We start from the raw sequence: 24,675 nt of genomic DNA, 5'->3' as shown, positions 1-24,675 counted from the left end.
TCAATGCTTCGGGGGCTTTAGGTTTTCCTCGCCCGGTTCATTGTCGTTGGCCGCTTTCCGCGCCCGGATATGTTCGCACGCGATATGCCGCCCGAGCGCCTCGGCGATGCGCGTCAGCGCCGCGTCAACCTGCGCGGCGCGCAGCATCGGCGTATTATCATTGGCGGCAGCGATGGCCCCTTTCGGGAGAGGATCATCCTCGTGCATCGCCGCGCTCCGCATCATTTTCATTGTCGGGGCGATAGGCGGCTGGGTTCGCAACCCAGCGATCGATCGCCGATTCATGCCAACCGGCCCCGTGGACGCCGATCTTCAATCGCGGCGGGAAGGTGCCTTCGGCCATCTTGCGATAAATGGTCGAGCGCGACAGGCCGGTGCGGTCGAGGACGGTCTTGAGGCGGATGATACGTTCAGGAGAGGGCACAGACATTATCTCCAACAGCCGATAGTTGACGACGCCCCCTGCGAGCAAATTTTGAACATGGACGTTTGCTGTGCAACTGCCTTTGCGCCGTCGTTCGCCGCAATCGAAGCATAGGATGCAAAAACAGGCGCCCGCGAACAACGTCGCCCAATCGGCGGCTCGCGGCGCCGACAAGCGGCAATGGGAAAGTCTGGAAACGAACCGCGTAGTGTCATGGCGAAAACGCCGACCGATGAGCCGTTCGCAATGTCCGTTCGCATATCGTCGCAGACTTCCTATCCTTGGTCTGCCCGCCGTGCGTCAGTCTGCATCACCTTGCCCGATCCCCGCAATGGGTGGGGCATTGCAGTGCCGATTGGGCTGATTATGGTGCCGCGGTATCGAAAATGGCGTCCCGCCTTCGGCGACCGCGCTCTATTCCGCTTCGCTCCACCGAGCCACCGCTTCGCGCCGTCTCGTCGGCTGGCGCCGTAACGATCGACTGACGCGAAGGGCCGGAGCCTGGTTCCAGCCCGAAGGACATCGCGCGTGCCGCGCGATGGCGATGGCCTCCGTCCGTGCGGTGGGAGCGTCGCTCTCCTCTGAGGCCCGCCCGGCAGCGGGCAACCCCTACGGGGTTCTCCTCTTTGTTCCGACCCTTCGGGTGCGCCCTGCCTCGCAGGCGGGCCTCTCCGGTCGCTCTCGCCGCTCCCCCCGCTCAGCCGGGGCTGCGGTGGTTTTGAGCAAGGAGAGAGACAATGGAATTCATCCATATCGAACTGTCGCGGCTTGTCGTGTCGCCCGCCAACATGCGCGGGATCGCCAAGAAACCCGACATCACCAATATCCTGCCGTCGGTGCGGGCGCGCGGTATCCTCGTGCCATTGATCGTCAGGCCCGGAGCAGAGGACGGCAACTACGAGGTCGTCGCAGGGAAACGGCGCTATTATTGTGCGCTGACCGTTGCCGAGGAACAGGACGGCATCGACCCGCTGCCCTGCGCAGTGATGAAGGCAGGTGACGACGCGGCGGCCTTGGAAGCCTCGCTGATCGAGAACATCGCCCGTTTGGACCCCGACGAGGTGAACCGCTGTGAATCCTTCACCCGGCTCGTTCGCGAAGGGCGGAGCATCGAGGACATCGGACTCACCTTCGGACTGACTCCGTTGCAGGTGAAGCGGACGCTCGCCATCGGCAATCTGCTCCCTCGCATTCGCAATATGTATCGCACCGAGAAGATCGATGCGGTGACGATGCGACATCTGACTCTCGCGACCAAGGCGCAGCAGCGCGAATGGCTGGCGCTGGTCGATTGTCCCGAGAAGCACGCGCCGACAGGAAGCCAGCTCAAGGCGTGGCTGTTCGGCGGCAGCGCGATTGCGGCCAAGGTCGCGATGTTCGATGTCGCGAGCTACAGCGGCGAGATCGTCTCCGACCTGTTCGGCGAGGACAGCTATTTTGCCGACGCCGAAGTTTTCTGGACCGCGCAGATGGCCGAGGTCGAGAAACAAGCCCACTTCTACCGCGATAGCGGCTGGAGCGATGTCGTCGTCATGGAGCGCGGGGTGTATTTCAATGGCTGGGAGCATGAACGCTGCCCGAAGAAGAAGGGCGGCAAGATCTTCGTAACCATCAGCCATCGCGGCGAAGTTGCTTTCCACGAAGGCTATATCACCGCCAAGGAAGCAAAGCAGCGCGCCAAGGGGACAGCGGGCATCGACACCACAAAGCCGGTCCGCTCCGAGGTCAGCGCGGCGCTCGGAAATTACATTGACCTTCATCGTCATGCCGCCGTTCGCGGATCGCTTCTGTCCGATACCGGCATTGCCCTTCGCATGATGGTCGCTCATGCCATCGTCGGATCGCAGCTATGGCGGGTCGATGTCGAGAAGCAGCGCGCGGCGAGCGATGCCATTGCCGAGAGCGTCGAGGTGTCGGCGAGCGAGGCGGCGTTCGATGCGAAGCGCCGCGAGATACTGGCGTTACTCGGGTTCGATCCCGAAGCACCGACCGTGGTTGGTGGCTATGACGGCGATCATGGTGTCGCGGGGCTACTCGTCCGCTTGGCGGCGCTGTCCGACGAGGCGGTGATGGGCATTCTGCCCGTCGTAATGGGCGAGACGTTGGCCGTCGCCAGCGCCGAGGTAGATTTGCTGGGCCAGACACTCGGCACTGACATGCGGACCTGTTGGGACGATACCACCGTTCTGCCCGACCTGATCCGCGACAAACAGCTTCTGACTGCCATCGTCGCCGAGGTCGCAGGGGCCGACGTTGCCGAAGCCAATGCCGACGCGACCGCCAAGGTGCAGCGCGGCATCCTCGTCGATTGCCTCACTGGCAGCAATGGCCGGACGAAGATCGAGGGCTGGTTGCCTCGCTGGTTCGTCTTTCCGCCGTCGGGCTACACGGATCGCGGCGGGATCGGCTGTGTCGAGCGCAGCGAACGCATCGCGGCCCTCACTGCCCCGGTCGAGGAGGAGCCGGAGATGCGCCAAGCCGCCTGACTCGTTCCCACTATCGTCATCGGGGGAGCGGCTTTGCCGTTCCTCCAGATTTTTGCCCGGCGCAGAGCGCCGGGCATTCTGCTCTTGCCAAGTCGCGGGCATTGCCCGAAGATTCCGGGCCCATGCGCACCGACGTCGATCATCTTCCTGCCGCCAAGCAACGCGAACTCGAGCGCATCGTCGAAATCCTCTTCGACGAGTTCGGGCAGGCGACGGAAAACGCGACCGGGCGCCGCAAGGGCGCCCGCATTTTAAAGATCATCCTGTTCGGTAGCCACGCCCGCGGCGACTGGATCGATGCGCCGCTGTCGGCGAACCAGTATAAATCCGACTATGACATCCTCGTCATCGTCAGCCAGAAGGAACTGACCGACCGCGCCGCCTATTGGGCGAAGGCCGAGGAACGGCTGATCCGTGCCTACACGATCGAGAAGACACTGCGGACGCCGGTCAACTTCATTATTCACTCACTGCATGAAGTGAATGATGGGCTCGCGCATGGGCGCGTCTTCTTCATGGAGGTCGCGAAGGATGGTATCGCGATCTACGAGGCTGACGGCAGCGAACTCACAACGCCACGCCCCAAAACTCCGGCGCAGGCGCTCGATACGGCGACAGAATATTTCGAGGAGCATGTGGCAAGTGCTGCCGAGCAAGTCGAAATCTTCAAATTCTGCATGGCGCGTCGGAGCTGGAAAAAGGCCGCATTCAATCTTCATCAGGCCGTCGAAAGCCTATACCAAGGTCTGCTCCTTACGCTGACCTATTACACGCCGTATAACCATAACATCGCCTTCTTGCGGTCGCTTGCCGAAGGGCTCGACCGCCGACTGTATGGCATCTGGCCCGAGACCAATCGCCGCGAACGCGCGATGTTCCAGAAATTGAAGGAAGCCTACACCAAGGCGCGTTACGCCAAGCACTACAAGATCAGCGAAGAGGAACTCACCTGGCTCGGCGAGCGCGTCGAGGAACTGGGCCGCGTCGTCCATCAGGTCTGCTCCGACAAGATTGCCGAACTCGAAAGGGCAGCGCGCGAATAGCCGCGCCGCCGCCCAGCTTGCCGGGACTCCGAGATTCTGGCATTATCCCACCCACGGGATGGAATGACTGGCGGCTATCCCGAGGAACATCCTGCCAGCATCATGCAGGTCCGGCCCTGAGGTCGGACAGTTGCTGTAGACCGCACTAGCGGCGCACAGCGGACACCGCTTGCCCATTCGCGCACGAACGCGCGGACCGCTGGTGCGTGAGCTTATTATGCCTACCCCAACGAACGACGTTTACGCGCGCGAAGTCGTGATGGCGCGCGTCGGCCATCTTATCCGCCGCAAACAGCAGGAGGTCGAACGGATCGCCCGCGTCCTGCGCGCGTCCTTCGATCCCGATCAGGTGCAGGCCCCCGAGCGGGGTGAGATCAGACGTATCATCCTGATCGGACCCTATGCGCGGAGAAGTTGGTATGAAGATCGATGGACGATCGACTTTTCCGATTACGAACTCTGGATCGTTGTCAATCATCCGCTGTTCACGGAAGAATGCTGCTGGACCCGCGCGCGTAACGTACTCCAGCGCGAGCTGGGCAATCGCTGCGCGGTCGACCTCTCCGTCTATTCCAAAGCGGACATCCGCATTGCCAAGGCCGAGCGGGACACCTTCATCCTCGACCGGATCGAGGCCGGCATCACCCTCTATCGCGCCTCGCGCGATGCGCCGCTGAACGTGCGGGAACAGAGGCACCGGCCATGATGCACCTTTACACCAACCGCGCCGAAGCGATAGAGAGGCTGCCTCCGCTCCCACGCGCCCTGTTCCTGCTCCACACCTTCTACGGAGTCGATCTCGGGACGATGGCCGAAACGCTCGGCGAGGATCGGGGGACGATTGAAGCCTGCCTCGCCGACGCGCGTGCGATCCTTCATGCTCGTATCTGCTACACAGACCCGGTTCCCGATCTCGGGCCATTGCCCCTGGCGTTGCAGGCGCGATTACAGCATGACTATCGGAACTCGCTCGAAACAGCCTTCGCCGAAGCCGGTTATCTGGGTGCAGTCGAATGGCCCATGCCCCCGGATGACATCACCGCCGACGAAGCCGCAGCCGCCGCATTCGTCGTCGCACTGTTGCCGACATCTATGCAGAGGGCGGTTGCCCGCTCGGGCCAGAGTGACGTCGCCACGATCGATCTTTGGCGCACCGTGTGGCCGTGGCGCCGCTATCGGCGCCGGCGCTTGCTGCGCGTCACGGATGCCTTGCGATGTTCGGGCTGGGAGCCGTTCGACGAATGGATCGCGGAGCGCCTGATGCCGGGTCGGAGCTATCCGCATGGCTATACGGACTATCGGCGGCGCAGGCGCCCGTTGCCCGAGGAAAGGCCGTTGACCGAGGCCGAAGAGAATGGCGCCGAGTTCGCCGACACGGTGCAGATACCCGAGCGGCTGGTCAATGTGCCTGAGCTTACCCGGCAAGTCTGGATACTCTTTCACCTCTATGGTCGCTCGTCCGAGGAGATTGCGCGGCGGCTCGGGATCGGCCGCCGGAGCGTCAGACGCCTTCGCGAACGGGCCGATTATGCGATCATCGGCGTACCACATCCGTCGCTCGCTTTTCGCATCCGCTTCGCGCTGATGCGGAAGCACCTGTTGCTCGCGTGGCGTTGGGACATCATCCGGTCCGCCTTTCGGGATTGAAGAACGGCGCGACCCTTGTCGCGACGACAACATGCGTGCATGTCGCGGATCGATAGAAATCTATCGAACCGGGAACGGAGACGCGAAATGGAAGATCAGGAAACGCTCGTCACGCTGACGGCTGATATTGTTGCCGCGCATGTCAGCAACAACAGCGTTGCGATATCGGATATCCCGCTCGTCATCCGCTCGGTTCACGAGGCGCTTGCGGGACTTGGAGCGAAGATCGAGCCCGAAGTGAAGCAGGAGCCTGCTGTGTCGATCCGCTCATCGGTCAAGTCCGATTACATTGTCTGTCTCGAAGACGGCAAGAAGCTTAAGATGCTGCGACGCCATTTGATGACGCATTACGGCATGACGCCCGAAGACTATCGCGCCAAGTGGGGCTTGCCGAAGGATTACCCGATGGTGGCGCCCAGCTATTCCGAGACGCGCCGCGCGCTTGCGAAGGAAATCGGCCTTGGCACCAAGGGCCGCGGTGGCGGACGCAAGAAAGCGCCTGCGCGCCGCGCGAAATTGTCTCCGGCCTTTCCCGCCAAATGATCGAGCGCCGCGGCGATCCCCGCCGCGCCCTATGGCAGGGGCGCCAGGCCGAAGGCCGGGGCGACGACGCTGTTCCAAAGGTCGCGCCCCGATGGCCCGCCGCGCTTCACGCCGATCTCGGCCAGCCTCTCATCGGGTAGCCGGATCAGGGCCGGAACGAAGCGCAGGTTTATATCCCGCATTATGACCTCGCGCGCCGGAAATGTCTGGTGGAATCCCCGCAGGCTCGGATCGATGCGATGATGCAACCAGGGGTCGTGCCAGCCCTCTACCTCGGCGAACAGCATCCGCACGCGGTCATCGACAATATCCTCAGCGCGCGCCTCGACTTTCGAGGCTTCTGAACCCGCCAGAATGATGTCCGGAATGCACGGCGCTATCGCTCCGTCCCAGCGTTGCAGCGCGAGGGTTATATCGACAACAAGGAAGGGCGGCGCGCAGACCCATGCATGACCAGCGGCGGCATCGGAGTCGGGGCCGCGTTTGCAAGCGATCGTCTGAATCGCTCGCCGGGTGCTCCGGTCGGGGGCTTCGATGACCACCGATCCGAACAGGCCGAAGCTCCAGACCTGCAAGAGGTCGAGCATCCGCACCATCATCGAACCGGCAGCGAGGCAGCGGCCGTGTGCATCATGGGCCGCGAAGGCGTCGCTCAGCAGATGCGCGAGCTTCGGAACGGTCGCCCTGACATGCGCCGCATACTCGGCAGACATCGGTCGCGTCAGCACCCACTCTGCATATCGGTCGAGATAGGCAGGGTTTTGATTCTCGCGAGCTAGAAAGCCAAGCTGATTATAGAAGCCGAACGTGCCCGGATCGATACCCGATGCTTCGAAATCGGCCGTCAGCAAAGCGTGCTGGCCCGCCGTGAATATCGTCTGCCCGTGGCTATCCCACATCGACTTGTCCTCGCGCCGGGATAGGTGAAGAATGCTCGCCGCGCGTCGCTTCCTGCTCCGCCTCGAACTCCCGCTTGCCCTTGCGCTGCCAGCGAGCAAGTGCGTAGTCGCGATCCTCGCCGCGCAGCTTTTCCGCGACCGCCAGGAACGCACCATAGAGCGTGGCGCGATCGTCGTCGGTGAGATCGACGAGCCCGGCCTTCACGACGAGCCCGCCGATTTCAATGAGCTGCTTGGTACGCTCGCGGCGCTTCACCATCCATTCGCGCATGTCGGTCCGGGCCTTTCGTGCGTCAACGCGATGCCGCGCCGCCTTCGAGCGGCAGAGTACCCTCCGGCTGGCGTTCAGATCGCGGTGCAGATTTGCGTGCCGTTCGCTGAAAGAAGGCCGCGCCCGTCCTGCGCCAGCCCTCCTTAACGCTCGCATCCTTGGCCGCGACCGCGCCGAGCAACACACCGGCGAGCGTGTCGGCGTCGAGCGCGTCAGCCCCCGTCGCAATGACGAGTTCGCCGAGCTGGCGCACACGGCGTTCCTTGATGGCCTTCGCTTTGTCGGCGAGTGCCCTCAGTTCCGAATCAAAATCCCGTGGCTTACGCATCGCAAGTCTCCATTGAGTGACGATGCAGCCATGATAGAAGAAGCGTGACGCCAGCGCAGTAGAGTCGCCGGGACAGTCTGACACCGCCTAGTCCCTGCCGAGAATTTATTCGAGGAGGGCGCGCTTATACGTCGTGCCGACGTGCGCTTCATGGCGTAGATGAATTGCCGTCATGGCAATCTTTCACTTCTCCGCGAAAGTCATCGGGCGCGCTGCCGGGCGCAGCGCTGTCGCCGCTGCGGCCTATCGTGCGGGCGAACGGTTGCACGATGAACGGCTCGATCGCGATCATGATTTTCGCGCCAAGTCGGGCGTCGAGCATAGCGAGATCATGCTGCCCGAAGGCGCGCCCGAACGGTTCGGCGATCGCGCAACGCTGTGGAACGAAGTCGAGGCAATCGAGAAGCGCAAGGACGCGCAGCTTGCCCGGGAGGTCGAGTTCGCCATTCCGCGCGAGATGACGCAGGCGCAGGGGATTGAACTGGCCCGCGACTTCGCGACTGCCGAGTTCGTCGAACGCGGCATGATCGCCGACCTCAATGTGCATTGGGATATCGGTGCGGACGGCATGGCGAAGCCGCACGCGCATGTCATGCTCACGATGCGCGAGATCGTCGTCGACAAGGATGGCGAAGCCGGGTTCGGCGCAAAGGTTCGTGACTGGAATCGCACCGAACTTGTCGAGCAATGGCGCGAGCGCTGGGCCGATCATGTCAACGCCCGCCTTGCTGAACTCGACATAGATGCCCGCATCGATCACCGTTCCCTGGAAGCACAGGGCATCGACCTTGAGCCGCAAGACAAGATCGGCCCCGCCGCATCGCGCATGGGCGAACGTGGGCTTGAGTCCGAGCGCATCGAGGATCACCGCGCGATCGCGCAGCGCAACGGCGACCGCATCATCGCGGAGCCGCGCGTCGCGCTCGACGCGATCACGCACCAGCAGGCGACGTTCACCAATCGCGACCTTGCGATGTTCGTGCATCGCCACACGGACGGGAAGGATCAATATGACCGGGCGATGAGTGCGGTTCGCGGTTCGCCCGATTTGATCGCGCTCGGCAAGGACGGACGCGGCGACGATCGGTTTACCAGCCGCGATATGATCGACACCGAACAGCGGTTGCAACGCGCCGCCGAAAGACTCGCCGAGCGCCGCGACATGTATGTCCCGGAGGCATTCCCGCAGGGAGTGCGGAACGCCGCCGGGACGACCGGCCTGGTGCTTGGTCGCGAGCAGCAGGCGGCGCTTGAACATATAACCGGCGAGGGCAGTCTCGCAATCGTGATCGGCTATGCCGGGACCGGCAAGAGCGCGATGCTGGGCGTGGCGCGGGAGGCGTGGGAGCACGCCGGGTATGAGGTGCGCGGCGTGGCCTTGTCCGGCATCGCGGCGGAGGGGTTGGAGAACGGCTCCGGTATCGCGTCGCGGACCATCGCCAGCATGGAACATGGCTGGTCGCAGGGCCGTGACCTTCTGACCTCGCGTGATGTTCTCGTCATCGACGAGGCAGGCATGGTCGGCACCCGCCAGATGGAACGCGTCATGTCGCACGCCGCAGACGCCGGCGCCAAGGTGGTGCTGGTCGGCGACCCGCAGCAGTTGCAGGCGATCGAGGCGGGCGCGGCGTTCCGCGCGATCCATGAGCGGCATGGCGGCGTCGAGATCACCGAGGTTCGCCGCCAGCATGAAGGCTGGCAGCAGGATGCGACGCGGCACCTCGCCACCGGGCGAACCGGCGAGGCGATCCATGCCTATGCGGAGCGCGGCGTGGTCCATGTCGCCGAGACGCGCGAGCAGGCGCGGGGCGAACTGATCGATCGTTGGGACCGCGACCGGCAGGCGAACCCCGACGCCAGCCGGATTATCCTCACCCACACCAATGCCGAGGTCCGCGAACTCAATGAGGCGGCGCGCAGTGCAATGCGCGCGTCGGGCGATCTTGGCGACGATGTTCGCCTCAAGGTCGAACGTGGCGACCGCGATTTTGCGTCGGGCGACCGCATCATGTTCCTGCGCAACGAACGCAGCCTTGAAGTCAAGAATGGCACCCTCGGAACGATCGAACGCGTCAGCGAGCAGCACATGACCGTGCGCACCGATGACGGGCGCCCCGTTGCATTCGACACGAAAGACTATGCCCATGTCGATCATGGCTATGCCGCCACGATCCACAAGGCGCAGGGCATGACCGTGGATCGCGCGCATGTGCTGGCGACACCCGGCATGGACCGCCACGGCGCCTATGTCGGCATGTCCCGCCACCGCGAGGGCATGGCGCTCCACTATGGTCGCGACGACTTCAAGGACGATGCTCGCCTTGTCCGCACCCTGTCGCGCGAGCGCACGAAGGACATGACGAGCGACTATACGCGCCTCGATCCCGCCAAGGAGTTTGCCGAGCGTCGCGGCATCGGCGAGCGCGTCGCGGACATGATCAAAGCCGTACCCGAGAAGGCGCGCGGGATCTTCGACGGCTTGCGCCTCGCGCTGCCCGGCCAGCAGCGCGAGGCAGGCATGTTCGCGGGGTTCCGTCCGCCGGAGCGGACGGGCGAACAGGCGCAGGCGGCGCCGTCGCATGCGAACGGCCAGCGCCGCGCCGTCGAGCGCTATGCCCGCGCCGTGAGCGAGATCGACCGGATGCGCGATCGGGGCTTGCCGGTGCTGCCGCACCAGCATGACGCCCTGAACAGGGCGGGAGAGGCACTGGACGCGATCCGGCCCCATGCCTCCGCTGACTTGGCAAATGCCCTCCAACGCCAGCCCGAGCTGATCCGCGCGGTCGCGGAGGGGCGTGGCCAGGGCGCGGTGCGCGCGATGAACAAGGAAGCCGAACTGCGCGCCGATCCGTTCCAGCGCGCCGACCGCTTCGTCGAGGGCTGGAAGCGGCTCCGACAGGCGCAGGATGATCTACGGCGCGACGGCGACTTCCGGGGCGCGAAGCGCGCCGGGCAGGCGCTGGCGGGCATGGCGAAGGGCCTCGAACGCGACGCGCAGGTCGAATCGCTCTTGCGCGGGCGCGGACGGGAACTGGGCATCAACTTCGATCCGGGGCGCAGCGTGGCGCGCGATCTCGCGGACTCGGTGCCGTTCGATCACGGGCGGAGCCTTGGCATGAGCCGATAGGAGGGCAATATGACCGAAGACAGACAGCTACCCCGACTGCCCTATGACACGCCCGCCCCCGATCCAGCGACGCAGGCGTTCAACCGGCTCGAAGGCGAAATGGCCCTCATGCGCCGCGCGGTCGAGCATCTCGCGACCGAGAAGGCCGAGATCGATATTCCGGATTACAGCCATACGCTCGGCGAGATGGCGAACCGGCTTGTCGGCATCGAGCACCAGCCTGCCATGCAGATGACCCCGGAAGACTTCGAGGCGCGGATGACGGCGGCGGCATCACGGGTGCGGCGCGATGAACAGGCCGCGCTAGCCCAAGTGAAGCGCGAGCATGGCGAAGCGGCCCGCGACTTGCGCGCGATGATCGGCACCGCCAACACCCTCTACGAACAAAAGCGTCTTCGTTGTTGGCATGTCGGCGGCGGCTTGCTCGCGGGTTGCCTCTTGTGGTCGGTAGTTCCCGGCTTTGTTGCGCGCATCCTTCCGACAAGCTGGTATCTTCCTGAACGCATCGCCGCCCGCACCGTTCGCGAGCCGACCCTATGGGAAGCGGGAATCCGGATCATGCACGCCGACAGCCCCGAGGCGTGGCAAGCCATCGCCGAGGCCGCAGAGATGCGCCGTGACAACCGCAAGGCCATCGACGCCTGCGTGCAGCAGGCCGCCAAGTCCAATCAGCCGGTGCGATGCACGATCAGGGTCAGGAACCGGCAACCTTGACCGAACAGGGCGCGGTAATCGCATCGCGACCTGGAAGATCGAGATGATCAGGCCGACGATCAGCGTTGCGACCAGCACCGGCGCCGCAAGCAGCACCGCCGCCCACAGCATCTGGTCGAGCAAATCGAGGGCCTGCCCCTGTTGCATTATTCCCCCGTCGCGTCCCCCGACCAGCCGGCGAGTCGGCGGCTGTTAACCATGATTTTCAGTCAGCCGAGCGGCGCCATAATGTCAATCGGATTGCGCCGCGCGAATCGACGAAATTGCCGGTCGAACGACCGATACGGATCCGGCGGAGCACAGCTTCGGGCGTGCGCCCTAAACATCGGAGCCCTTCGGCGGACTATAGTTCATGATCGGGTGTATCATTCTTTGCGTCCTGTGCTTTCTGTGCGGCCGGCTGGAGATGTGGGATCGCTTGCCGGACGCCATTCCCAGCTGGCATCGCAAGGCTTGGCGCCTGTGGTGGCGCCGCAAATCGCGGTCCTGCGGCGGACGGCCGCGGATCGACGCAGTGTTGATCGCACGCATCCGCGAACTCAGCGACGCAAACCCGCTTTGGGGAGCGCCGCACATTCATGGCGAGCTTCTGAAACTCGGCTACCGCGTCGCCCAATCGACGGTCTCGCGCTACATGCTGCCGCGCGATGGTCGTCCGGCTCAGGGCTGGGCCACCTTCCTGCGCAACCATGCAGGCGCCATGCGCAGCACTGATCGGCCTCTTTCTCTTGGCCCAGCCGGGATCTAAACATGTGGCGGCTTAAAATGACACTGGCGACTTTGATGCCGTTCTAATCCCCCCTTCGCGTAGCTCCAACGAGTTCGAACGCCTTCAACGGGAACAGCTTGTCGCACGCTTTGGCCGAGAGCGGCCCGTCAGGTTTGCATGATGGAACCGGAAAAAGGAGACGCTGGGTGGCCACCAACTCGCATTTCTCGGTCGGAGTGATGCCCGTTTCTTCGAGCTTCCGTTTGACGCCGCTCACAGAGGCGCCATACTCACGCAAATCAATCATCAGCTGACCACGCTAGCGGTCACATAGTGGAGCTTTCACGAAGAAGCGGTGCTCTACGGAAATATCCTGTGGCGAAGAGTTGCACCTATTCTCCTGCGGGCTCCAGCAATGTCAGCGGGATCTGGAATAACTTCGCGCGAAGATATTCGCCCAAGGCCTTCGCCTGCGGATCGAAGCGCAGCGTCTCGGTAGCGCCGCCGTCAAGCAATCCCCTGATGACAAAATTGAGCGCACGAAGATTGGGCAGTTCGTAACGTTCGACAATCAGGTCGCGAGCCTCCGGTAGAAGAGCGCGCAAGCGATCAGCGGTCAGTGTTGCTGCCAGCCAGCGATAGCCTGCTTCGTTTCTGGACCAAACTCCCACATTGCCGTTACCGCCCTTGTCGCCCGATCGTGCGTCGATGACCAGTCCCAACGGAGCATGTCTCGTCTCACCCAGGTCTTCGATCTCCACCGTCGAGCGGTGCGTCCGCTGTTCAATAGAACCGAACGACGCCGGACGAGGCGCCTTTAGCCGCGTGCCGTCTTCAAGCACTGCCACATGATCGAGTACATCCTGGTCCAGCACGGCGGGCCAATATACGCCAAAGGCACTCGCGCTGCGTGCATCGGCACGGATGGAGAATAGTCCCGGATAGCTGGCCAGGCCCAGTTCTACGGACGCATCGAAAAAGCTCCGCCCCACCGCTTTTTCCGAACCCTTCGCGCTGACCTTTAGGAAGCTCGACGCTGCGAGCTGGTCGGCCGGATCGGCGTCGAACCCGCCGATTAGATCGAACCGCAACTCGCTGATATCCGCATTTTGCAGCTGCGCGCGAAACCCTGCCTCGATCAGTTCCGCCTTACCCATAGGATCGAGCCCGGTGAGGACGTAGATCATGCTGTTCTCGAACCCGCCGAGCGCCGTAATCGCGACCTTCGTCGTGGCCGGCGGCGGTGCACCGCGCGTCCCGGTGATGCGGACGCGGTCGTCGCCAAGTTCCTCGAGTTCGACCGTGTCGAGCCGCGTGGTGACATCGGGATTAAGATAGTCCAGTCCCTGAATCTCGTAGAGCAACTGCGCGGTGACCGTCCCGGCGGTGACCGCGCCTCCCGTGCCGGGATGCTTGGTAATGATCGCCCCGCCATCGGCGGCGATCTCCGCCAGTGGAAAGCCCGGGCGGATCAGGTCGGTAATGCGTGTAAACCCCGAATAATTGCCGCCGGTCGCCTGCGTGCCGCACTCGATGACGTGTCCGGCTGCGACCGCGCCCGCCAGTGCGTCCCAGTCATCCGTGTCCCAGCCATGCCACCACGCCGCCGGACCGACGATCACCGATGCGTCGGTGACGCGGGGGCAGATCACGATATCGGCGCCGGCGTTGAGCGCCGCGACGATCCCCCAGGCTCCAAGATAGGCGTTGGCGGTGAGTGGGCTATGACCCCACTCATCGAGTGGTGCGCTCGTATCGAGGTGAGCGAGTTCGTGACCTTCTGCCTTGAGAGTGTCCAGTCGAGACAGGATGTCGTCGCCCTCGATATGGGCAACCCGGAGCGAAATTCCGCGCGCGACGCATGTCGCACGCAGACGCGCCGCTAATGTTGCTGGCGCGAGACCGCCGGCATTCACCACGACCTTGACGCCCCGTGCCGCGATCTCTTCCAGCAAGGGCTCGATTTGCTTTTCGAACGTCCGGGCATAGCCCGCCTCTGGATTCTTCAACCGGTTCTTGGCCAGCACCAGCATGGTGACCTCGGCGAGATAGTCGCCGGTGATGACGTCGACCTCTCCCCCGTGAAGAACTTCGGCCATGGCACTCAGACGGTCGCCGTAGAATCCTGAGCAATTGGCGATCCGAACCGGCCGCCGTGCAGCCTTCGCTTCTTTGGTCATCTCGTTCCCCCAAATGCGCCGTGTTCACGCAAGGCTTCCACACGCGCATCGTCCGCTCCGAGCAGGTCGGCGAGCACCGATCGCGTGCCATCACCGAGCTCCGGGGCCCGGCGCACCTCCACGGGCGAATCGCTGAGCCTGATCGGCGATGCCGGCACCGGCACCGTGCCGCGCACCGGATGCTCGACCTCGCGGATCATGCCGCGCGCGCGCAGATGAGGATCGTCGGCAACCTCGCGGATTGTCAGCACCGGTGCCGATGGCACGCCAGCGTCAGCCAGCCTTGCGACGAGCGTCCAGCGGTCGAATCGACTGGTCCATCCCTCTACCTCGGCGTCCAGCGCGTCGATATTTGCAAGCCGCGCGCGCCGCTCGGCGAAGCGCGGATCGCGCGTCATAGCTTCCCCGCCGACAAGCTCCAGCACGCCGAGTGCGTGACGCTCATTCGCCGACATGATTGCGATATAGCCGTCCGCCGCGCGATAGACATTGTAGGGTGCCACGGCCATTCCGCTATGCCTGTTTCCGGTTCGTTCCGGCGGCTGGTGGGCGGGATCGTTATACAATCCGCCCAGTATCGAGGCGAGCGCCGGATAGATGGTATCGTGCATCGACACCTCGACCATCTGGCCGCGCCCGGTCTTTTCCCGCTGATAGAGAGCCGTGGCGATGCCGGCGAACAGGTGGACGCCCCCCATGATGTCGGCGAAGGCGGGGCCGGCCTTGACCGGCGGGCCATCGGGAAAGCCGGTCGATGCAATGGCGCCAGACATCGCCTGCACGGTGATGTCCATCGCGGGCATATGGGCATAGGGACCGTCATTGCCATACCCTTTTCCCGATGCGTATATGAGGCGCTGGTTGCGGGCTATCAGCGCGGCGGGATCAAGCCCCAGCCGCTCCATCGCGCCAGGCGCAAAATTCTCGATCACCACATCGACTTGATCGATCAAGTCGAGAAACAGCGCCCGTCCCTGCTCGCATTTCAGGTCGATCACGAGGCTTCGCTTGTTGGAGTTCAGCATCATGAACTCGTGCGTTTCGATCCCATCGGTAGACCGATAGCGGAGCCGCTCGCCCCCGGGCGGCTCCACCTTGATGACATCGGCGCCGTGCAGCGCCAACAGCAGCCCGCAATAGGGGCCGTTGTAGATCTGCCCCATGTCGAGAACGCGAATGCCGGAAAAAGCTTGATGGTGAAACATTGGATCAGAACTTCATCTGGAAGCCGGCCGTGAAGTATCGGCCGATCACGTCGTAGAGTGCGAAATTCGTGCTGCGATATCCTCCATAGGGGATGGTCGGCACGATCGGCGGGGCGCGGTCGAACAGATTGTTGACGGTGACGAAAAACTGGCCCTTCCCGCCCAGTCCGGCGACATCCCAGCGCGCCGTCAGGTCGGTGTACCATATGGCGCCGACATGATTGTCGGCAAAGGTCCCAGCCGGCGCCGCCGTGTCGATCTTGCCCGACCCGATATACCGCTCCTGCACATAGAGTTCGAAGGGCGGCAGGCTAAGCGTGGCCGACAGCGTCCCGCCCCAACGCGGCGTACCCGTGATGCCAATGTCTCCGGCGCGTTCGATCGGTGCGGTTCCGGGCAATGTCGTTTCATATTTGTCGAGATAGGTGAGCAACCCACGCAGCTTCAGGTTGCCGCCGCCGATCGCCGTCGTATACAGCGCCTCGACATCGATGCCGCGCGATTTGATCGACGACAGGTTCAGCGTCGGAATCTGAAGCGTGAGCTGGCCGGGATTGGTGATTTGGGCACAGGCCGGCTGGAATCCCTGGCTACACTGGTCGATGGTCTGCTGCGGCGTCAATTGCGCGATCGCACCCTTGAGCGAAATATTGTAAAAATCGACCGACAGGTTGAAGCCGGGCAGCGGCTTCAACACTGCACCGATGGTCAGCGTATCGGCTTTTTCCGGTGCCAGGTTCGGGTTTCCGCTGCGCCGGCCGATGAAGGCGGTCGTTGCGTTGTTGTAAAGCACCGTGCCCTGGATGCTGACCGGCCCCGTATATAGTTCGGACACGTTGGCGGCGCGGATGTCCCGCGACCGCGTTGCACGCAGCCGCAGCGCGCTGAACGGCTCATAAGAACCGCCCACTTTCCACGCCAGCAGTGATCCGACCGTGCTGTAGTCGATCACGCGAGCGGCCCCATTTATGGTCAGCGACTTGCCGACCGGGCTGTCCTGAAGCAACGGCAGTTCGAGTTCGAGGAAGCCCTCCTTGACGTTGTAGCTGCCTTGCAGCGGCTGTGGGTTCGACAGGAAGAATGAACCTTTCTGCCCCACGAAGGACGACGGAAGCCCACGCAAGCCGACGTTGGAAATCACGGTCTGAGACAGGGCATCCGATGTCTGAACCGCACTTTCCCGGCGATACTCGACTCCCGCTGCAACGCTGACCGGCCCCGCCGGAAATTCGAACGGCGACCCACGCACCGTCAGCGAAGCGACGTCCTGCCGCAACTTCAGAAGCTGCGATGCGGTTCCCATGATCCAGTCGAGCGATTGCCGTGACGCCGACCCGTCACCGAACAGATTAATCGGGACGCAGCCAGGATCATAGCCTTGCAGCGTCGAACGGCAGACGATTTGACCGTTGGTCGGATTGACGACGGCGTCGGCGGCAGCGAACAGCCGACGATAGATCGGATTGTTGTAGGTATCGACCCGATAGTTATTGGAACCATGGGCATAATAGCCGTCAACTTCCCAGTTGCCCCCGATATTCCAGTTGAACCCAGCCGTCAGGCGCCAGGTGTCGCTGCGGCCGTTCACGCGCGCATAGCCGAAGTCGCGATCGACGCGCGCCAGCCGGAACGAGGCAAGATTGGCGGCGGCCATGCGTGCCCTGACGTCGGCCGGCAGATACGCATTATCGCTAAAGATGGTGAATGCCGTGCCTGCCGTCTGCGACGACCTTGCAACATCATAGCTGGAGGTCGAACGCGCTGCGGATCCCTCGACAAACAGCTCAAGATTGCTGCCGGCCTCAGCGGTCAGGCGCCCGAAGACATTGTAGCTTTTTAGGCCGGCAGTGAAGCCATATTGCAACGGCGCTCCGTCGCCGCCGATCATCGTCGTGCCCGTCACCGCACTGCCCAATTTGAACGGGGCCGAAAGACCGCCCGGCAGGAATTGCGTATTGTTGAGAGGACCGCCGACAATCAGCCCGCCAAAGGTCGCGTTGGAGGCCACGGCAGGCGCAATCAATCGCGCAGGTGGTCCGTTGGGATTGACGATGATCGCATAGGCGGCATCTGCCCAAGGCCGGCTATCGCCGGCGTGTATTTCATCGGTGTCGCGATATTCGGCGCTGGCGATGAGGTGCAGCTTATCCCCGCCGAACGATGTGCCGAACGTCACCGCGAATTGACGCGACGCGCCATCGCCCTCGTCCGATATGCCGCTCTGGGCACGCAGGCGAAGGCCAGTGAATTTCTTGTCGAGGATGAAGTTGACCACGCCGGCGACCGCGTCCGAACCATAGGCGGCCGATGCGCCGCCAGTCACGACCTCCACCCGCGAGACGAGGTCCTGCGGAAACAGGTTGATGTCCGGCGAACCCGCGCTGCTGGCCGCAACGACGCGGCGGCCGTCGAGCAGGGTCAGCGTGCGCTGTGGCTCTAGGCCGCGCAGCGACAGGAAGCTTGCGCCATTTCCGCGAACGCCGGAGGGGCCTGCGGTCGAGGCGCGCGAAGAATTGCGGAATTGTGGAAGCTGGGTGAGCGCGTCGGTCAATGAGGTTGGCGCCGCGGCACGCAGATCATCGGTGCTGGCAACCGTGACCGGCGTAGGCGAGCCGAAGCCTGAGCGCAGGCGCGAACCCGTTACGATAATGTCGGTCGACGGTGTATCCCCCGATGCCGATGTTTCGCCATCCTCGAAACCGGATTCCTCTTGCGGCATCGATTGCGGATCGGACGGCATTGCGGTGGGTGCAGGTGCAGTCTGCGCCGCGCCGGCGGCGGGTATTCCGAACATGACCAGCGCGAGCGCCGAGGAAGTCAGTAGTCCCTTTTTCACATTTCTCTCCCGATTTGTTTGTCATTGATTTTTGCTGGCTGTCACTGCCTCAGCTCCAACGGAATCGATCGGCGAGCTGTCCAGAACAGGTAGGCGGGCACCAGGCCGACAAAGCTCGACAGAACCAGCGCCCATTGCACCCCGCGTGCGGGCCCCAGATGCCAGGCGCCGGCGAGCCAGTCGCTCAACAGACCGACCGCGAGCGGGCCGAGACCCAATCCGATGAGGTTGAGCACCAGCAACAGCAGCGCCGTGGCGGTGGCGCGCATGTGCGGTGGCGCAACGCCCTGCTGGGTGGTGTGCACCGAGCCAAACCACATCGCGTTGAACAGGCTGGGGATGGCGAGCAGTGCAAGTGCCAGGCCCGCGTCGGGCACGAGCACCGCGATGATATATGTCGGAACCGTCAGCAATGCAGCGACCGCCGGGAGAGTGCCGTGGGCGCGAACATCTCCACGGCTTATGCGATCGGCGATCTGGCCGCCCAGCCACACCCCCAGCGCTCCAGTGACCCCGGTGGAAAGCCCGAGGGCCAAGCCAAGGAAACCGGCGCGCTCAAGCCCGACCATTGCGCCGATGCTATCGATCGCGGGACCATGCATGCGAAAAAAATAGGATGCGGTGAACGGGGCGTGACCATAGGAGACGAATGCTTGGAACGCTGTGGCAAGGACAAACAGGCGATAACTGCGAATCCGCGCCAACGTCCGAACAGCGTACAGAAACGATCCTTGTGCGTCCGGTACCGCGCCTGTCGACATGCCGATGAGCCGCTGCCGCGGTTCGCGCAGCGTCAACCCGGCCAGTATCGCCAGCAGGAGGCCAGGCAGGCCGACCACCATGAAGGCGTGCCGCCACCCCACCCAATCTACCAGGATCCCGCCCAGCGCGAGCCCCAGCAGGGAGCCGATCGGGACGCCCAAATGATATTGAGCCAGTGTGGACGCGCGTTTTTCCGGCGGTGCGTAATCCATAATCAGCGACGTGGCAGGCGGTGTCAGGCCCGCCTCCCCGATACCCACGCCAACTCGCCCAGCCAGGAGTGAGCCGAATCCGGTGGCCAACCCGCAAACCGCGGTAAATAGGCTCCAGACCCCCACCGAAATGCCGATGATCCGCGGCCGGTTGCCGCGTTCGGCCAGGCGCGCAATGGGTATGCCGGCTACCGTGTAGAGGACCGCGAACGCCAACCCCGACATGATGCCGATCTGCCAGTCGGCGAGCTTGAGATCGTTTTTGATCGGCTCGGCAAGGATGTTGATGATCTGTCGATCGAGAAAGCTCAGGACAAACAGCACAAGCAGCAGGGACACGGCATATCTGCGATAGCCGGTGGGCTGCGGCGCGATCGTCCGCTCTTGTTCAAAGGCGCCAGGGCTGTGCACCGGTCTCTCCCAAATAATATTATATTGTTCTATGATACAGAACTATATCTACGAAAATGGCAAAAGAATCGCAGATATCCGCATCACCATGTCAAAAATCGATCATAATTTTTCCATTGTCAACATAAATCCGTTCCTATATTCTACCTTATAGAACATCGGAATAAATATGGAGGATGCATGATGGAAAATCTCGCGGCACTCGACACCTATCAGGCGCAGATGACGGAGCGCATCGGCCAGATGCATCGGCGGCATCTGGGCGTGGTGGATGGGCGCATGATCCGGCGCTATGCGCTCGCCATCGGCGAGACGAATCCGATTCACCATGACGAAGCGGCGGCCCGGTCTGCCGGCTATGCGGGGCTGGTAGCACCTCCCAACCTTCTGTCCGCTGTGGTCGAATGGGGCGCCGGGCTTCCGGAATCCGAACTGACATCCGACGGGATCGCGCGTGAGGCATCGACCGGGACCCTGCGCGTAATGGGAGCCGGCGAGGAAATGGAGCTACTCGCGCCGGTGACCGAGGGCCTCGATCTTTATAACGAGGAAGTCATCGAGAAGGTCGAGAGAAAGCAAGGACGTAGCGGCCCCATCGTCTTCGTTACCACGCGCCACGACTTCGTCGATGCCGCCGGCACTATCTTCAATCGCAACCGCCGCACGATCCTCGCGCGGCCTTAGGGGAGTTCCGATGAACGACACGCACGAGATCGGGGATCGCCTTCCCGACGTGACCATGCAGCCGACCGCGCTGCAACTGTTCCGCTATAGCGCGGTGACCTGGAACGGGCACCGTATCCACTTCGACCGCGATTGGGCCGAGCATGAGGGGCATCGGGGGCTGGTCGTCCATTCCCATCTGCACGCGGCGAACGCCCTCAGGGCGCTGACCGAGGGACTGGGCCCCGACTGGACGATTGCTCAGGTCGACTATCGCATCACGCGCTCAGCCGTCGCGGGGGACACGCTGACGGCATCGGCGGCCATCACCGCTGTCGCGGACTCTGGACGGACGCTGCATCTCTCCATGACCGAGACAAATCAGGATGGTGAAACATGCCTGGAGGGCACCGCAACGGTGCGGCGGCGTTCGTGAGCGGGCTCGGCATCCGAGAGGCCTGGCGGCCGTTGACGGAGGCGGCGATCGCCGATCTGCCCGCGACGCTTGGCGTCTATGAAATCGGCGATGCGGACGGAAGCACACTCTATATCGGCTATGCCGGCGGGCGGTCGCTGTTCGGCCTGCGTTCCGCACTGGGCGACTATCTGGCCGGATATGCCGGGCAGGGGACGCAATTCCGCGTCGAGTTGAACATGCAATATATTTCGCGGTGGAAGGAATTGCTGATGGACCACCGGTCCCGGCATGGCGTGCTGCCCCCGCTCAATCCCGCCGAGGACGCATTCGCGCTTGGCCGTCTTGGTCCGCAATCTGAGGAAACACGATCATGATCGATTTTACACCCACCCAGGAGCAGCAGGCGCTGATCGACGTCGTCCGGCGTTTCGTCCGCGAGGAGATCGTGCCGCTCGAAGCCGATCTCGACCCCGATGCCAGCGAGTTGAAACCCGCCGACTATGCCCGGCTGAAGAAGAAGGTTCAGGATCTCGGCCTGTATGGCATGGACATCCCGGAGGAGTTTGGCGGACCGGGTCTCGACGTCACGACACGCGCGCTGCTCGCCATGGAAATGACACAGCATCGCGGGGGCCTATACACCGCCTGCTACGGCGTGTTCGGCGGCGCTGGTCTCGCCCAGCTTTATGAAGCGACCGACGACCAGAAGGAGCGTTATCTCTATCCGACGCTGAGAGGCGAAAAGCGCGGCTTCTTCGGTCTCAGCGAGCCGAGTGGCGGCAGCGACCCTGCCCGGGCGATCCGCACGCGCGCCGTGCGCAGCGGGGACGATTGGGTCATCAACGGGGCAAAGCTGTGGATCAGCGGTGCCGACGATGCCGACTATGGCATCATTTTCACACGTACCGGAGAGGGCCGGGAGGGAATCACCGCTTTCATTGTCGATACCGATACGCCCGGTTTCCAGGTGCGACGCGTTGTCCACACGCTGCGGTCGGCCCATTATGCGACGGAGATGTCGTTTGACGACGTGCGGGTGTCCGATGCGCAGCGACTTGGGGAAGCCGGCAAGGGCTTCGCGCTCGCCAACGATCGGCTCAGCGCGCAGCGCATTCCCTATGCCGCGCAATGCATCGGTGTCGCCGAGGTCGCGCATCGCATGGCGATCGATTACGCCAAGATCCGTGAAACCTTCGGCAAACGTCTCGCCGAGCACCAAGGCATCCAATGGATGCTGGTAGAGAATGAAATCGATCTACGCAGCGCGCGCCTGCTGGTACTGGCTGCGGCCGCCAAGGCCGATGCCGGCGAATCGTTCCGCACCGAAGCGGCGGTCGCCAAGATCGTGGCCACCGAGGCGGCCGGCCGGGTCGTCGACCGCGCGATCCAGATCCACGGCGGACTCGGCGTCAGCAAGGAGTTGCCGCTCGAGCGCTGGTATCGCGAATTGCGCATTCGCCGCATCGGCGAAGGACCCACGGAAGTGCAGAAGATGATCATCGCTCGCGACCTGCTCGGGAAGGTCGCCGGTTGATGGCCCTCGCGTCATGCGGCCGACGCTGGACTGGCTTCATCCGACGGGCTAGCGTCGTCGCATGACTATCGTGAGCCTCTCTCCGCTATTCTTCCTTGCCGATGGCCGTGCAACTTCATGACACCAGCCGTATTACGAACGCTGCGCATCCTGGACTATCTCGCCCGGAATGGCGCTCAGCGCCTGTCGGACCTCGCACGCGAATTCGATTTGCCGAAGAGCAACATCCATCGACTGCTCCAGAGCCTGATCGAAGAAGACTATGCGGTGAAGGAGTTGGATTCGGGGCGCTACGTAGCCAGCATCAAGCTGTTCGAACTCGGTTCGCTGATCGCCAATCGCGATCCCGTCAAGCGCGCCGGGTCGGCCTTTCTGCAACAGCTACATCAGGCGACGGGCGAGACCGTGGTGCTGGCTCGCCTCGTCGATTCCGACGTCATCTATATCGATCGTATCCAGTCAAGTAATCCATTACGGGTGTCGCAGCGCGAAGGCGGAAGAGCGCCTGCCGCCTTTACTGCGGCGGGAAAGGTTATTCTTGCGCACCACCCTGACGCCGAGGCATTGCTCGATCAGATCATCGCCACGGTGCCCGAGGCGAAGAAGCTTGACCGTGCCGCGCTGATGGATGAGTTCGCGGTCATTCGGGATCAGGGCTATGCGGTCAGCCGCAGCGGCTGGACGCGCGGTATCAATAGTGTGGCCTGCGCGATCGGCGTACGCAACCTGGCACCGCTCGGCGCTCTCGCCTTGGTGGTACCTAGCGAACGGCTCCCCGATGAAAATATTCCTCAGGCCGCTCTCGCCGTCTTAACCGCCAGTGCCCAGATAAACGATCTGCTCAATGCATGATGAAATCTCGCGGCTGCGCGGACGGCTCTAACGCATCGATCGCGAAAGCAACATAGACGAACCCCGTTCAGGTCGCGACATGAGTGATGAGAATCCTGAGATTTTCAATCGACGATTCATTGTTTCGGGTTCAGTTGCGACGCTTGCGCCGAACTGGCGAACAATCGGATTTCTGCGTTGAACGCATCAGGGTTTTCCCAAAATGGAGAGTGACCGGCACCCTCGATCCAAACCAGCTTGCTCCCAGCGATCAATGAGGTCGTGAACTCGGCGGCGTCTCTCGCGACGATCCGATCTTCGGTGCCGTGTACGACCAATGTCGGCACCTCGATGCGCTTCATCACATCATTGAACACCCCATGCCACGCTTGAATGCCCCGGCGGACATAGGGTGGAGTCAGCATATTATAGGCCAACATGTAGGCAAAATCGTTGGCGGATGGTTGCTGTTCGAAGCATTCGTGAAGGAACCGGATCGTCGCCTGGATATTGTCGTCGCTCTCCAAGGCTAGCATTTGGGGCAGCGCTGCAGCGCCCACGCCAAAAAAACTGGAAGGCGAAGGGGCCGCCGCCCGGGCGCCGACGAGAATGACGCCCGCTAATGCATGATCGCCATACACGTCGAGATATTGTGCTACCACGCGGCCGCCCAGCGACCATCCGATGAGATAGGGATTGGTCAGTTGGGCGGATTTGATAACGGCGGCGACGTCGTCAGCCCACCGACGGCCATCCGAATAGGCTTCCTGCGATGTCGGCTTGTCCGACTCGCCATGCCCGCGCAAGTCAAAGGCAATGATACGAAAATGCTCGGCAAGCTCGCTGCAGAACTGTTTGCTGAACGCGAGATAGCTTTGCGAGAAACCGTGGACGAACAAGAGTTCCGACCCATTTGGATTGCCCCATTCGTAAGCCGCTATGTTTATGCCATCGGGCGTCAACACCGGGATTGGAGACCCTTTGGACAACACGCTAAATGGAGGCCGTGTAATCACTGGCACACTTCTCCTCATGCATGCACGGGTTCATCGATGACCCTATCAAACGACCACGCATAAGGAATCCTGCCAGCTTTCCAAGCGATCGTTCCAGGATCATGACACTTTGATCAAAGCCAGAAGATGTTGGCTATTCGATTGATCCGGGCGCAATGAAAGCCAATGGAATTCAGTCAGGCCTTGTTCACGCTAATGAAGGTCTCTTGGCTCATTCCGCATAGGTCGGCAGCGGTGGGCACGCAATTGCTGATGCCAGCCGGAAACCCCTCGGCCGGATACTCAGCGCCTTGAGCGAGCGAGACCGCCTTTCGGGATCGCAAATTGGTACCTGAACGACCGAAAACAGGCGCAAAGGCGCCATTCTTTGCCTTCGGAAAAACTTCAAATGACAAGTTCAAGCGAGTTATAACATC

The 24,675-nt window shown here is 62.7% G+C and carries 23 protein-coding genes and 1 pseudogene; 13 read left to right on the top strand and 11 right to left on the bottom strand.

The window, feature by feature from the left end; genetic code table 11:
- Together AC58D2_RS11290 and AC58D2_RS11285 are read right to left on the bottom strand one after the other, a co-directional pair.
- Positions 1-147 carry a hypothetical protein gene (locus AC58D2_RS11290; RefSeq protein ID WP_497390304.1) on the bottom strand — a complete coding sequence of 49 codons (147 nt, stop codon included), beginning with the start codon at positions 145-147 and terminating at the stop codon, positions 1-3.
- A 46-nt stretch (positions 148-193) separates the two neighbouring features.
- A complete protein-coding gene (locus AC58D2_RS11285) occupies positions 194-430 on the bottom strand; it encodes a helix-turn-helix transcriptional regulator (protein WP_497390302.1) in 237 nt (78 codons plus the stop codon).
- A 731-nt stretch (positions 431-1,161) separates the two neighbouring features.
- Between AC58D2_RS11285 and AC58D2_RS11280 the strand changes: the two genes are divergently transcribed.
- The 5 genes from AC58D2_RS11280 (at position 1,162) to AC58D2_RS11260 (ending at position 6,143) form a co-directional block, all read left to right on the top strand.
- Entirely contained in the window at positions 1,162-2,910 is a 1,749-nt protein-coding gene (locus AC58D2_RS11280) for a ParB/RepB/Spo0J family partition protein (RefSeq protein WP_497390300.1), read from the top strand.
- A 122-nt stretch (positions 2,911-3,032) separates the two neighbouring features.
- Positions 3,033-3,953 (top strand): nucleotidyltransferase and HEPN domain-containing protein, encoded by a 921-nt coding sequence (locus tag AC58D2_RS11275; RefSeq protein ID WP_497390298.1) that lies wholly within the window; start codon positions 3,033-3,035, stop codon positions 3,951-3,953.
- 217 nt (positions 3,954-4,170) lie between these two features.
- Positions 4,171-4,659: a hypothetical protein gene (locus AC58D2_RS11270; protein ID WP_497390296.1), complete on the top strand. Its 489-nt coding sequence runs from the start codon at positions 4,171-4,173 to the stop codon at positions 4,657-4,659.
- The gene (locus tag AC58D2_RS11265) at positions 4,656-5,600 is read left to right on the top strand and encodes a sigma factor-like helix-turn-helix DNA-binding protein (protein WP_497390294.1); all 945 of its coding nucleotides are present in this window, start codon (positions 4,656-4,658) and stop codon (positions 5,598-5,600) included. The genes AC58D2_RS11270 and AC58D2_RS11265 overlap by 4 nt, the downstream gene beginning before the upstream one ends.
- Positions 5,601-5,687: 87 nt before the next feature.
- Positions 5,688-6,143, top strand: coding sequence for a Ros/MucR family transcriptional regulator (locus tag AC58D2_RS11260; RefSeq protein ID WP_497390292.1), 456 nt, complete (start codon positions 5,688-5,690; stop codon positions 6,141-6,143).
- A gap of 29 nt (positions 6,144-6,172) precedes the next feature.
- On the opposite strand, the gene AC58D2_RS11255 is transcribed toward AC58D2_RS11260, so the two are convergent.
- Genes AC58D2_RS11255 through AC58D2_RS11245 form a run of 3 tightly spaced genes read right to left on the bottom strand, consistent with a single transcriptional unit; the run spans position 6,173 to position 7,641 of the window.
- A complete protein-coding gene (locus tag AC58D2_RS11255) occupies positions 6,173-7,042 on the bottom strand; it encodes a hypothetical protein (protein WP_497390290.1) in 870 nt (289 codons plus the stop codon).
- Positions 7,032-7,313: a conjugal transfer protein TraD gene (locus AC58D2_RS11250; RefSeq protein WP_497390288.1), complete on the bottom strand. Its 282-nt coding sequence runs from the start codon at positions 7,311-7,313 to the stop codon at positions 7,032-7,034. The genes AC58D2_RS11255 and AC58D2_RS11250 overlap by 11 nt, the downstream gene beginning before the upstream one ends.
- A 22-nt stretch (positions 7,314-7,335) precedes the next feature.
- Positions 7,336-7,641 carry a conjugal transfer protein TraD gene (locus tag AC58D2_RS11245; protein ID WP_497390286.1) on the bottom strand — a complete coding sequence of 102 codons (306 nt, stop codon included), beginning with the start codon at positions 7,639-7,641 and terminating at the stop codon, positions 7,336-7,338.
- 172 nt (positions 7,642-7,813) lie between these two features.
- Here AC58D2_RS11245 and traA point away from each other — a divergent pair, with 172 nt between their 5' ends.
- Complete coding sequence (traA, locus tag AC58D2_RS11240; RefSeq protein WP_497390284.1) at positions 7,814-10,768, top strand: Ti-type conjugative transfer relaxase TraA; 2,955 nt, start codon at positions 7,814-7,816, stop codon at positions 10,766-10,768.
- Between the two features lie 9 nt (positions 10,769-10,777).
- A complete protein-coding gene (locus AC58D2_RS11235; RefSeq protein ID WP_497390282.1) occupies positions 10,778-11,482 on the top strand; it encodes a DUF6118 family protein in 705 nt (234 codons plus the stop codon).
- 33 nt (positions 11,483-11,515) lie between these two features.
- Here the strand turns inward: AC58D2_RS11235 and AC58D2_RS11230 are convergent.
- Positions 11,516-11,629: pseudogene (locus AC58D2_RS11230) on the bottom strand (flagellar biosynthetic protein FliQ); the annotation flags it as partial.
- Positions 11,630-11,834: 205 nt separating this feature from the next.
- On the opposite strand from AC58D2_RS11230, the gene AC58D2_RS11225 reads away from it, so the two are divergent.
- Positions 11,835-12,230 (top strand): hypothetical protein, encoded by a 396-nt coding sequence (locus AC58D2_RS11225; protein WP_497390280.1) that lies wholly within the window; start codon positions 11,835-11,837, stop codon positions 12,228-12,230.
- A 353-nt stretch (positions 12,231-12,583) separates the two neighbouring features.
- Here the strand turns inward: AC58D2_RS11225 and AC58D2_RS11220 are convergent, their stop codons facing one another.
- Genes AC58D2_RS11220 through AC58D2_RS11205 form a run of 4 tightly spaced genes read right to left on the bottom strand, consistent with a single transcriptional unit; the run spans position 12,584 to position 19,797 of the window.
- The gene (locus tag AC58D2_RS11220; protein ID WP_497390278.1) at positions 12,584-14,371 is read right to left on the bottom strand and encodes an acyclic terpene utilization AtuA family protein; all 1,788 of its coding nucleotides are present in this window, start codon (positions 14,369-14,371) and stop codon (positions 12,584-12,586) included.
- Positions 14,368-15,576: a CaiB/BaiF CoA transferase family protein gene (locus AC58D2_RS11215; protein WP_497390276.1), complete on the bottom strand. Its 1,209-nt coding sequence runs from the start codon at positions 15,574-15,576 to the stop codon at positions 14,368-14,370. Before AC58D2_RS11215 ends, AC58D2_RS11220 begins: the two co-directional genes overlap by 4 nt.
- 4 nt (positions 15,577-15,580) lie before the next feature.
- Positions 15,581-18,412 carry a TonB-dependent receptor domain-containing protein gene (locus AC58D2_RS11210; protein ID WP_497390274.1) on the bottom strand — a complete coding sequence of 944 codons (2,832 nt, stop codon included), beginning with the start codon at positions 18,410-18,412 and terminating at the stop codon, positions 15,581-15,583.
- Between the two features lie 41 nt (positions 18,413-18,453).
- Complete coding sequence (locus AC58D2_RS11205) at positions 18,454-19,797, bottom strand: spinster family MFS transporter (RefSeq protein WP_497390272.1); 1,344 nt, start codon at positions 19,795-19,797, stop codon at positions 18,454-18,456.
- Positions 19,798-19,977: 180 nt separating this feature from the next.
- Between AC58D2_RS11205 and AC58D2_RS11200 the strand changes: the two genes are divergently transcribed.
- From AC58D2_RS11200 to AC58D2_RS11180, 5 genes are all read left to right on the top strand, one after another.
- Complete coding sequence (locus AC58D2_RS11200; RefSeq protein ID WP_497390270.1) at positions 19,978-20,481, top strand: FAS1-like dehydratase domain-containing protein; 504 nt, start codon at positions 19,978-19,980, stop codon at positions 20,479-20,481.
- Between the two features lie 10 nt (positions 20,482-20,491).
- Complete coding sequence (locus tag AC58D2_RS11195) at positions 20,492-20,896, top strand: hotdog family protein (RefSeq protein WP_497390268.1); 405 nt, start codon at positions 20,492-20,494, stop codon at positions 20,894-20,896.
- Entirely contained in the window at positions 20,857-21,252 is a 396-nt protein-coding gene (locus AC58D2_RS11190) for a DUF7508 domain-containing protein (protein WP_497390266.1), read from the top strand. The genes AC58D2_RS11195 and AC58D2_RS11190 overlap by 40 nt, the downstream gene beginning before the upstream one ends.
- A complete protein-coding gene (locus tag AC58D2_RS11185) occupies positions 21,249-22,412 on the top strand; it encodes an acyl-CoA dehydrogenase family protein (RefSeq protein ID WP_497390264.1) in 1,164 nt (387 codons plus the stop codon). The genes AC58D2_RS11190 and AC58D2_RS11185 overlap by 4 nt, the downstream gene beginning before the upstream one ends.
- A gap of 117 nt (positions 22,413-22,529) precedes the next feature.
- Positions 22,530-23,264, top strand: a complete 735-nt coding sequence (locus AC58D2_RS11180) for an IclR family transcriptional regulator (RefSeq protein ID WP_497390262.1) — start codon at positions 22,530-22,532, stop codon at positions 23,262-23,264.
- A 116-nt stretch (positions 23,265-23,380) separates the two neighbouring features.
- Here the strand turns inward: AC58D2_RS11180 and AC58D2_RS11175 are convergent, their stop codons facing one another.
- Positions 23,381-24,208 (bottom strand): alpha/beta fold hydrolase, encoded by an 828-nt coding sequence (locus AC58D2_RS11175; protein ID WP_497390260.1) that lies wholly within the window; start codon positions 24,206-24,208, stop codon positions 23,381-23,383.
- Positions 24,209-24,675 lie beyond the last annotated feature (467 nt).

This window comes from Sphingopyxis sp. CR5 (assembly GCF_059693785.1).
Note: the sequence above shows the minus strand (reverse complement) of the source record. Positions and strands in the feature narration are given on the sequence as shown.

What these genes read in the sequence shown, in the direction of transcription:
- AC58D2_RS11290 (WP_497390304.1), bottom strand. Translation starts at nt 147, where the DNA reads ATGCTGCGCGCCGCGCAGGTTGACGCGGCGCTGACGCGCATCGCCGAG.
- AC58D2_RS11285 (WP_497390302.1), bottom strand. Translation starts at nt 430, where the DNA reads ATGTCTGTGCCCTCTCCTGAACGTATCATCCGCCTCAAGACCGTCCTC.
- AC58D2_RS11280 (WP_497390300.1), top strand. Translation starts at nt 1,162, where the DNA reads ATGGAATTCATCCATATCGAACTGTCGCGGCTTGTCGTGTCGCCCGCC.
- AC58D2_RS11275 (WP_497390298.1), top strand. Translation starts at nt 3,033, where the DNA reads ATGCGCACCGACGTCGATCATCTTCCTGCCGCCAAGCAACGCGAACTC.
- AC58D2_RS11270 (WP_497390296.1), top strand. Translation starts at nt 4,171, where the DNA reads ATGCCTACCCCAACGAACGACGTTTACGCGCGCGAAGTCGTGATGGCG.
- AC58D2_RS11265 (WP_497390294.1), top strand. Translation starts at nt 4,656, where the DNA reads ATGATGCACCTTTACACCAACCGCGCCGAAGCGATAGAGAGGCTGCCT.
- AC58D2_RS11260 (WP_497390292.1), top strand. Translation starts at nt 5,688, where the DNA reads ATGGAAGATCAGGAAACGCTCGTCACGCTGACGGCTGATATTGTTGCC.
- AC58D2_RS11255 (WP_497390290.1), bottom strand. Translation starts at nt 7,042, where the DNA reads ATGTGGGATAGCCACGGGCAGACGATATTCACGGCGGGCCAGCACGCT.
- AC58D2_RS11250 (WP_497390288.1), bottom strand. Translation starts at nt 7,313, where the DNA reads ATGCGCGAATGGATGGTGAAGCGCCGCGAGCGTACCAAGCAGCTCATT.
- AC58D2_RS11245 (WP_497390286.1), bottom strand. Translation starts at nt 7,641, where the DNA reads ATGCGTAAGCCACGGGATTTTGATTCGGAACTGAGGGCACTCGCCGAC.
- traA (WP_497390284.1), top strand. Translation starts at nt 7,814, where the DNA reads ATGGCAATCTTTCACTTCTCCGCGAAAGTCATCGGGCGCGCTGCCGGG.
- AC58D2_RS11235 (WP_497390282.1), top strand. Translation starts at nt 10,778, where the DNA reads ATGACCGAAGACAGACAGCTACCCCGACTGCCCTATGACACGCCCGCC.
- AC58D2_RS11225 (WP_497390280.1), top strand. Translation starts at nt 11,835, where the DNA reads ATGATCGGGTGTATCATTCTTTGCGTCCTGTGCTTTCTGTGCGGCCGG.
- AC58D2_RS11220 (WP_497390278.1), bottom strand. Translation starts at nt 14,371, where the DNA reads ATGACCAAAGAAGCGAAGGCTGCACGGCGGCCGGTTCGGATCGCCAAT.
- AC58D2_RS11215 (WP_497390276.1), bottom strand. Translation starts at nt 15,576, where the DNA reads ATGTTTCACCATCAAGCTTTTTCCGGCATTCGCGTTCTCGACATGGGG.
- AC58D2_RS11200 (WP_497390270.1), top strand. Translation starts at nt 19,978, where the DNA reads ATGATGGAAAATCTCGCGGCACTCGACACCTATCAGGCGCAGATGACG.
- AC58D2_RS11195 (WP_497390268.1), top strand. Translation starts at nt 20,492, where the DNA reads ATGAACGACACGCACGAGATCGGGGATCGCCTTCCCGACGTGACCATG.
- AC58D2_RS11190 (WP_497390266.1), top strand. Translation starts at nt 20,857, where the DNA reads ATGCCTGGAGGGCACCGCAACGGTGCGGCGGCGTTCGTGAGCGGGCTC.
- AC58D2_RS11185 (WP_497390264.1), top strand. Translation starts at nt 21,249, where the DNA reads ATGATCGATTTTACACCCACCCAGGAGCAGCAGGCGCTGATCGACGTC.
- AC58D2_RS11180 (WP_497390262.1), top strand. Translation starts at nt 22,530, where the DNA reads ATGACACCAGCCGTATTACGAACGCTGCGCATCCTGGACTATCTCGCC.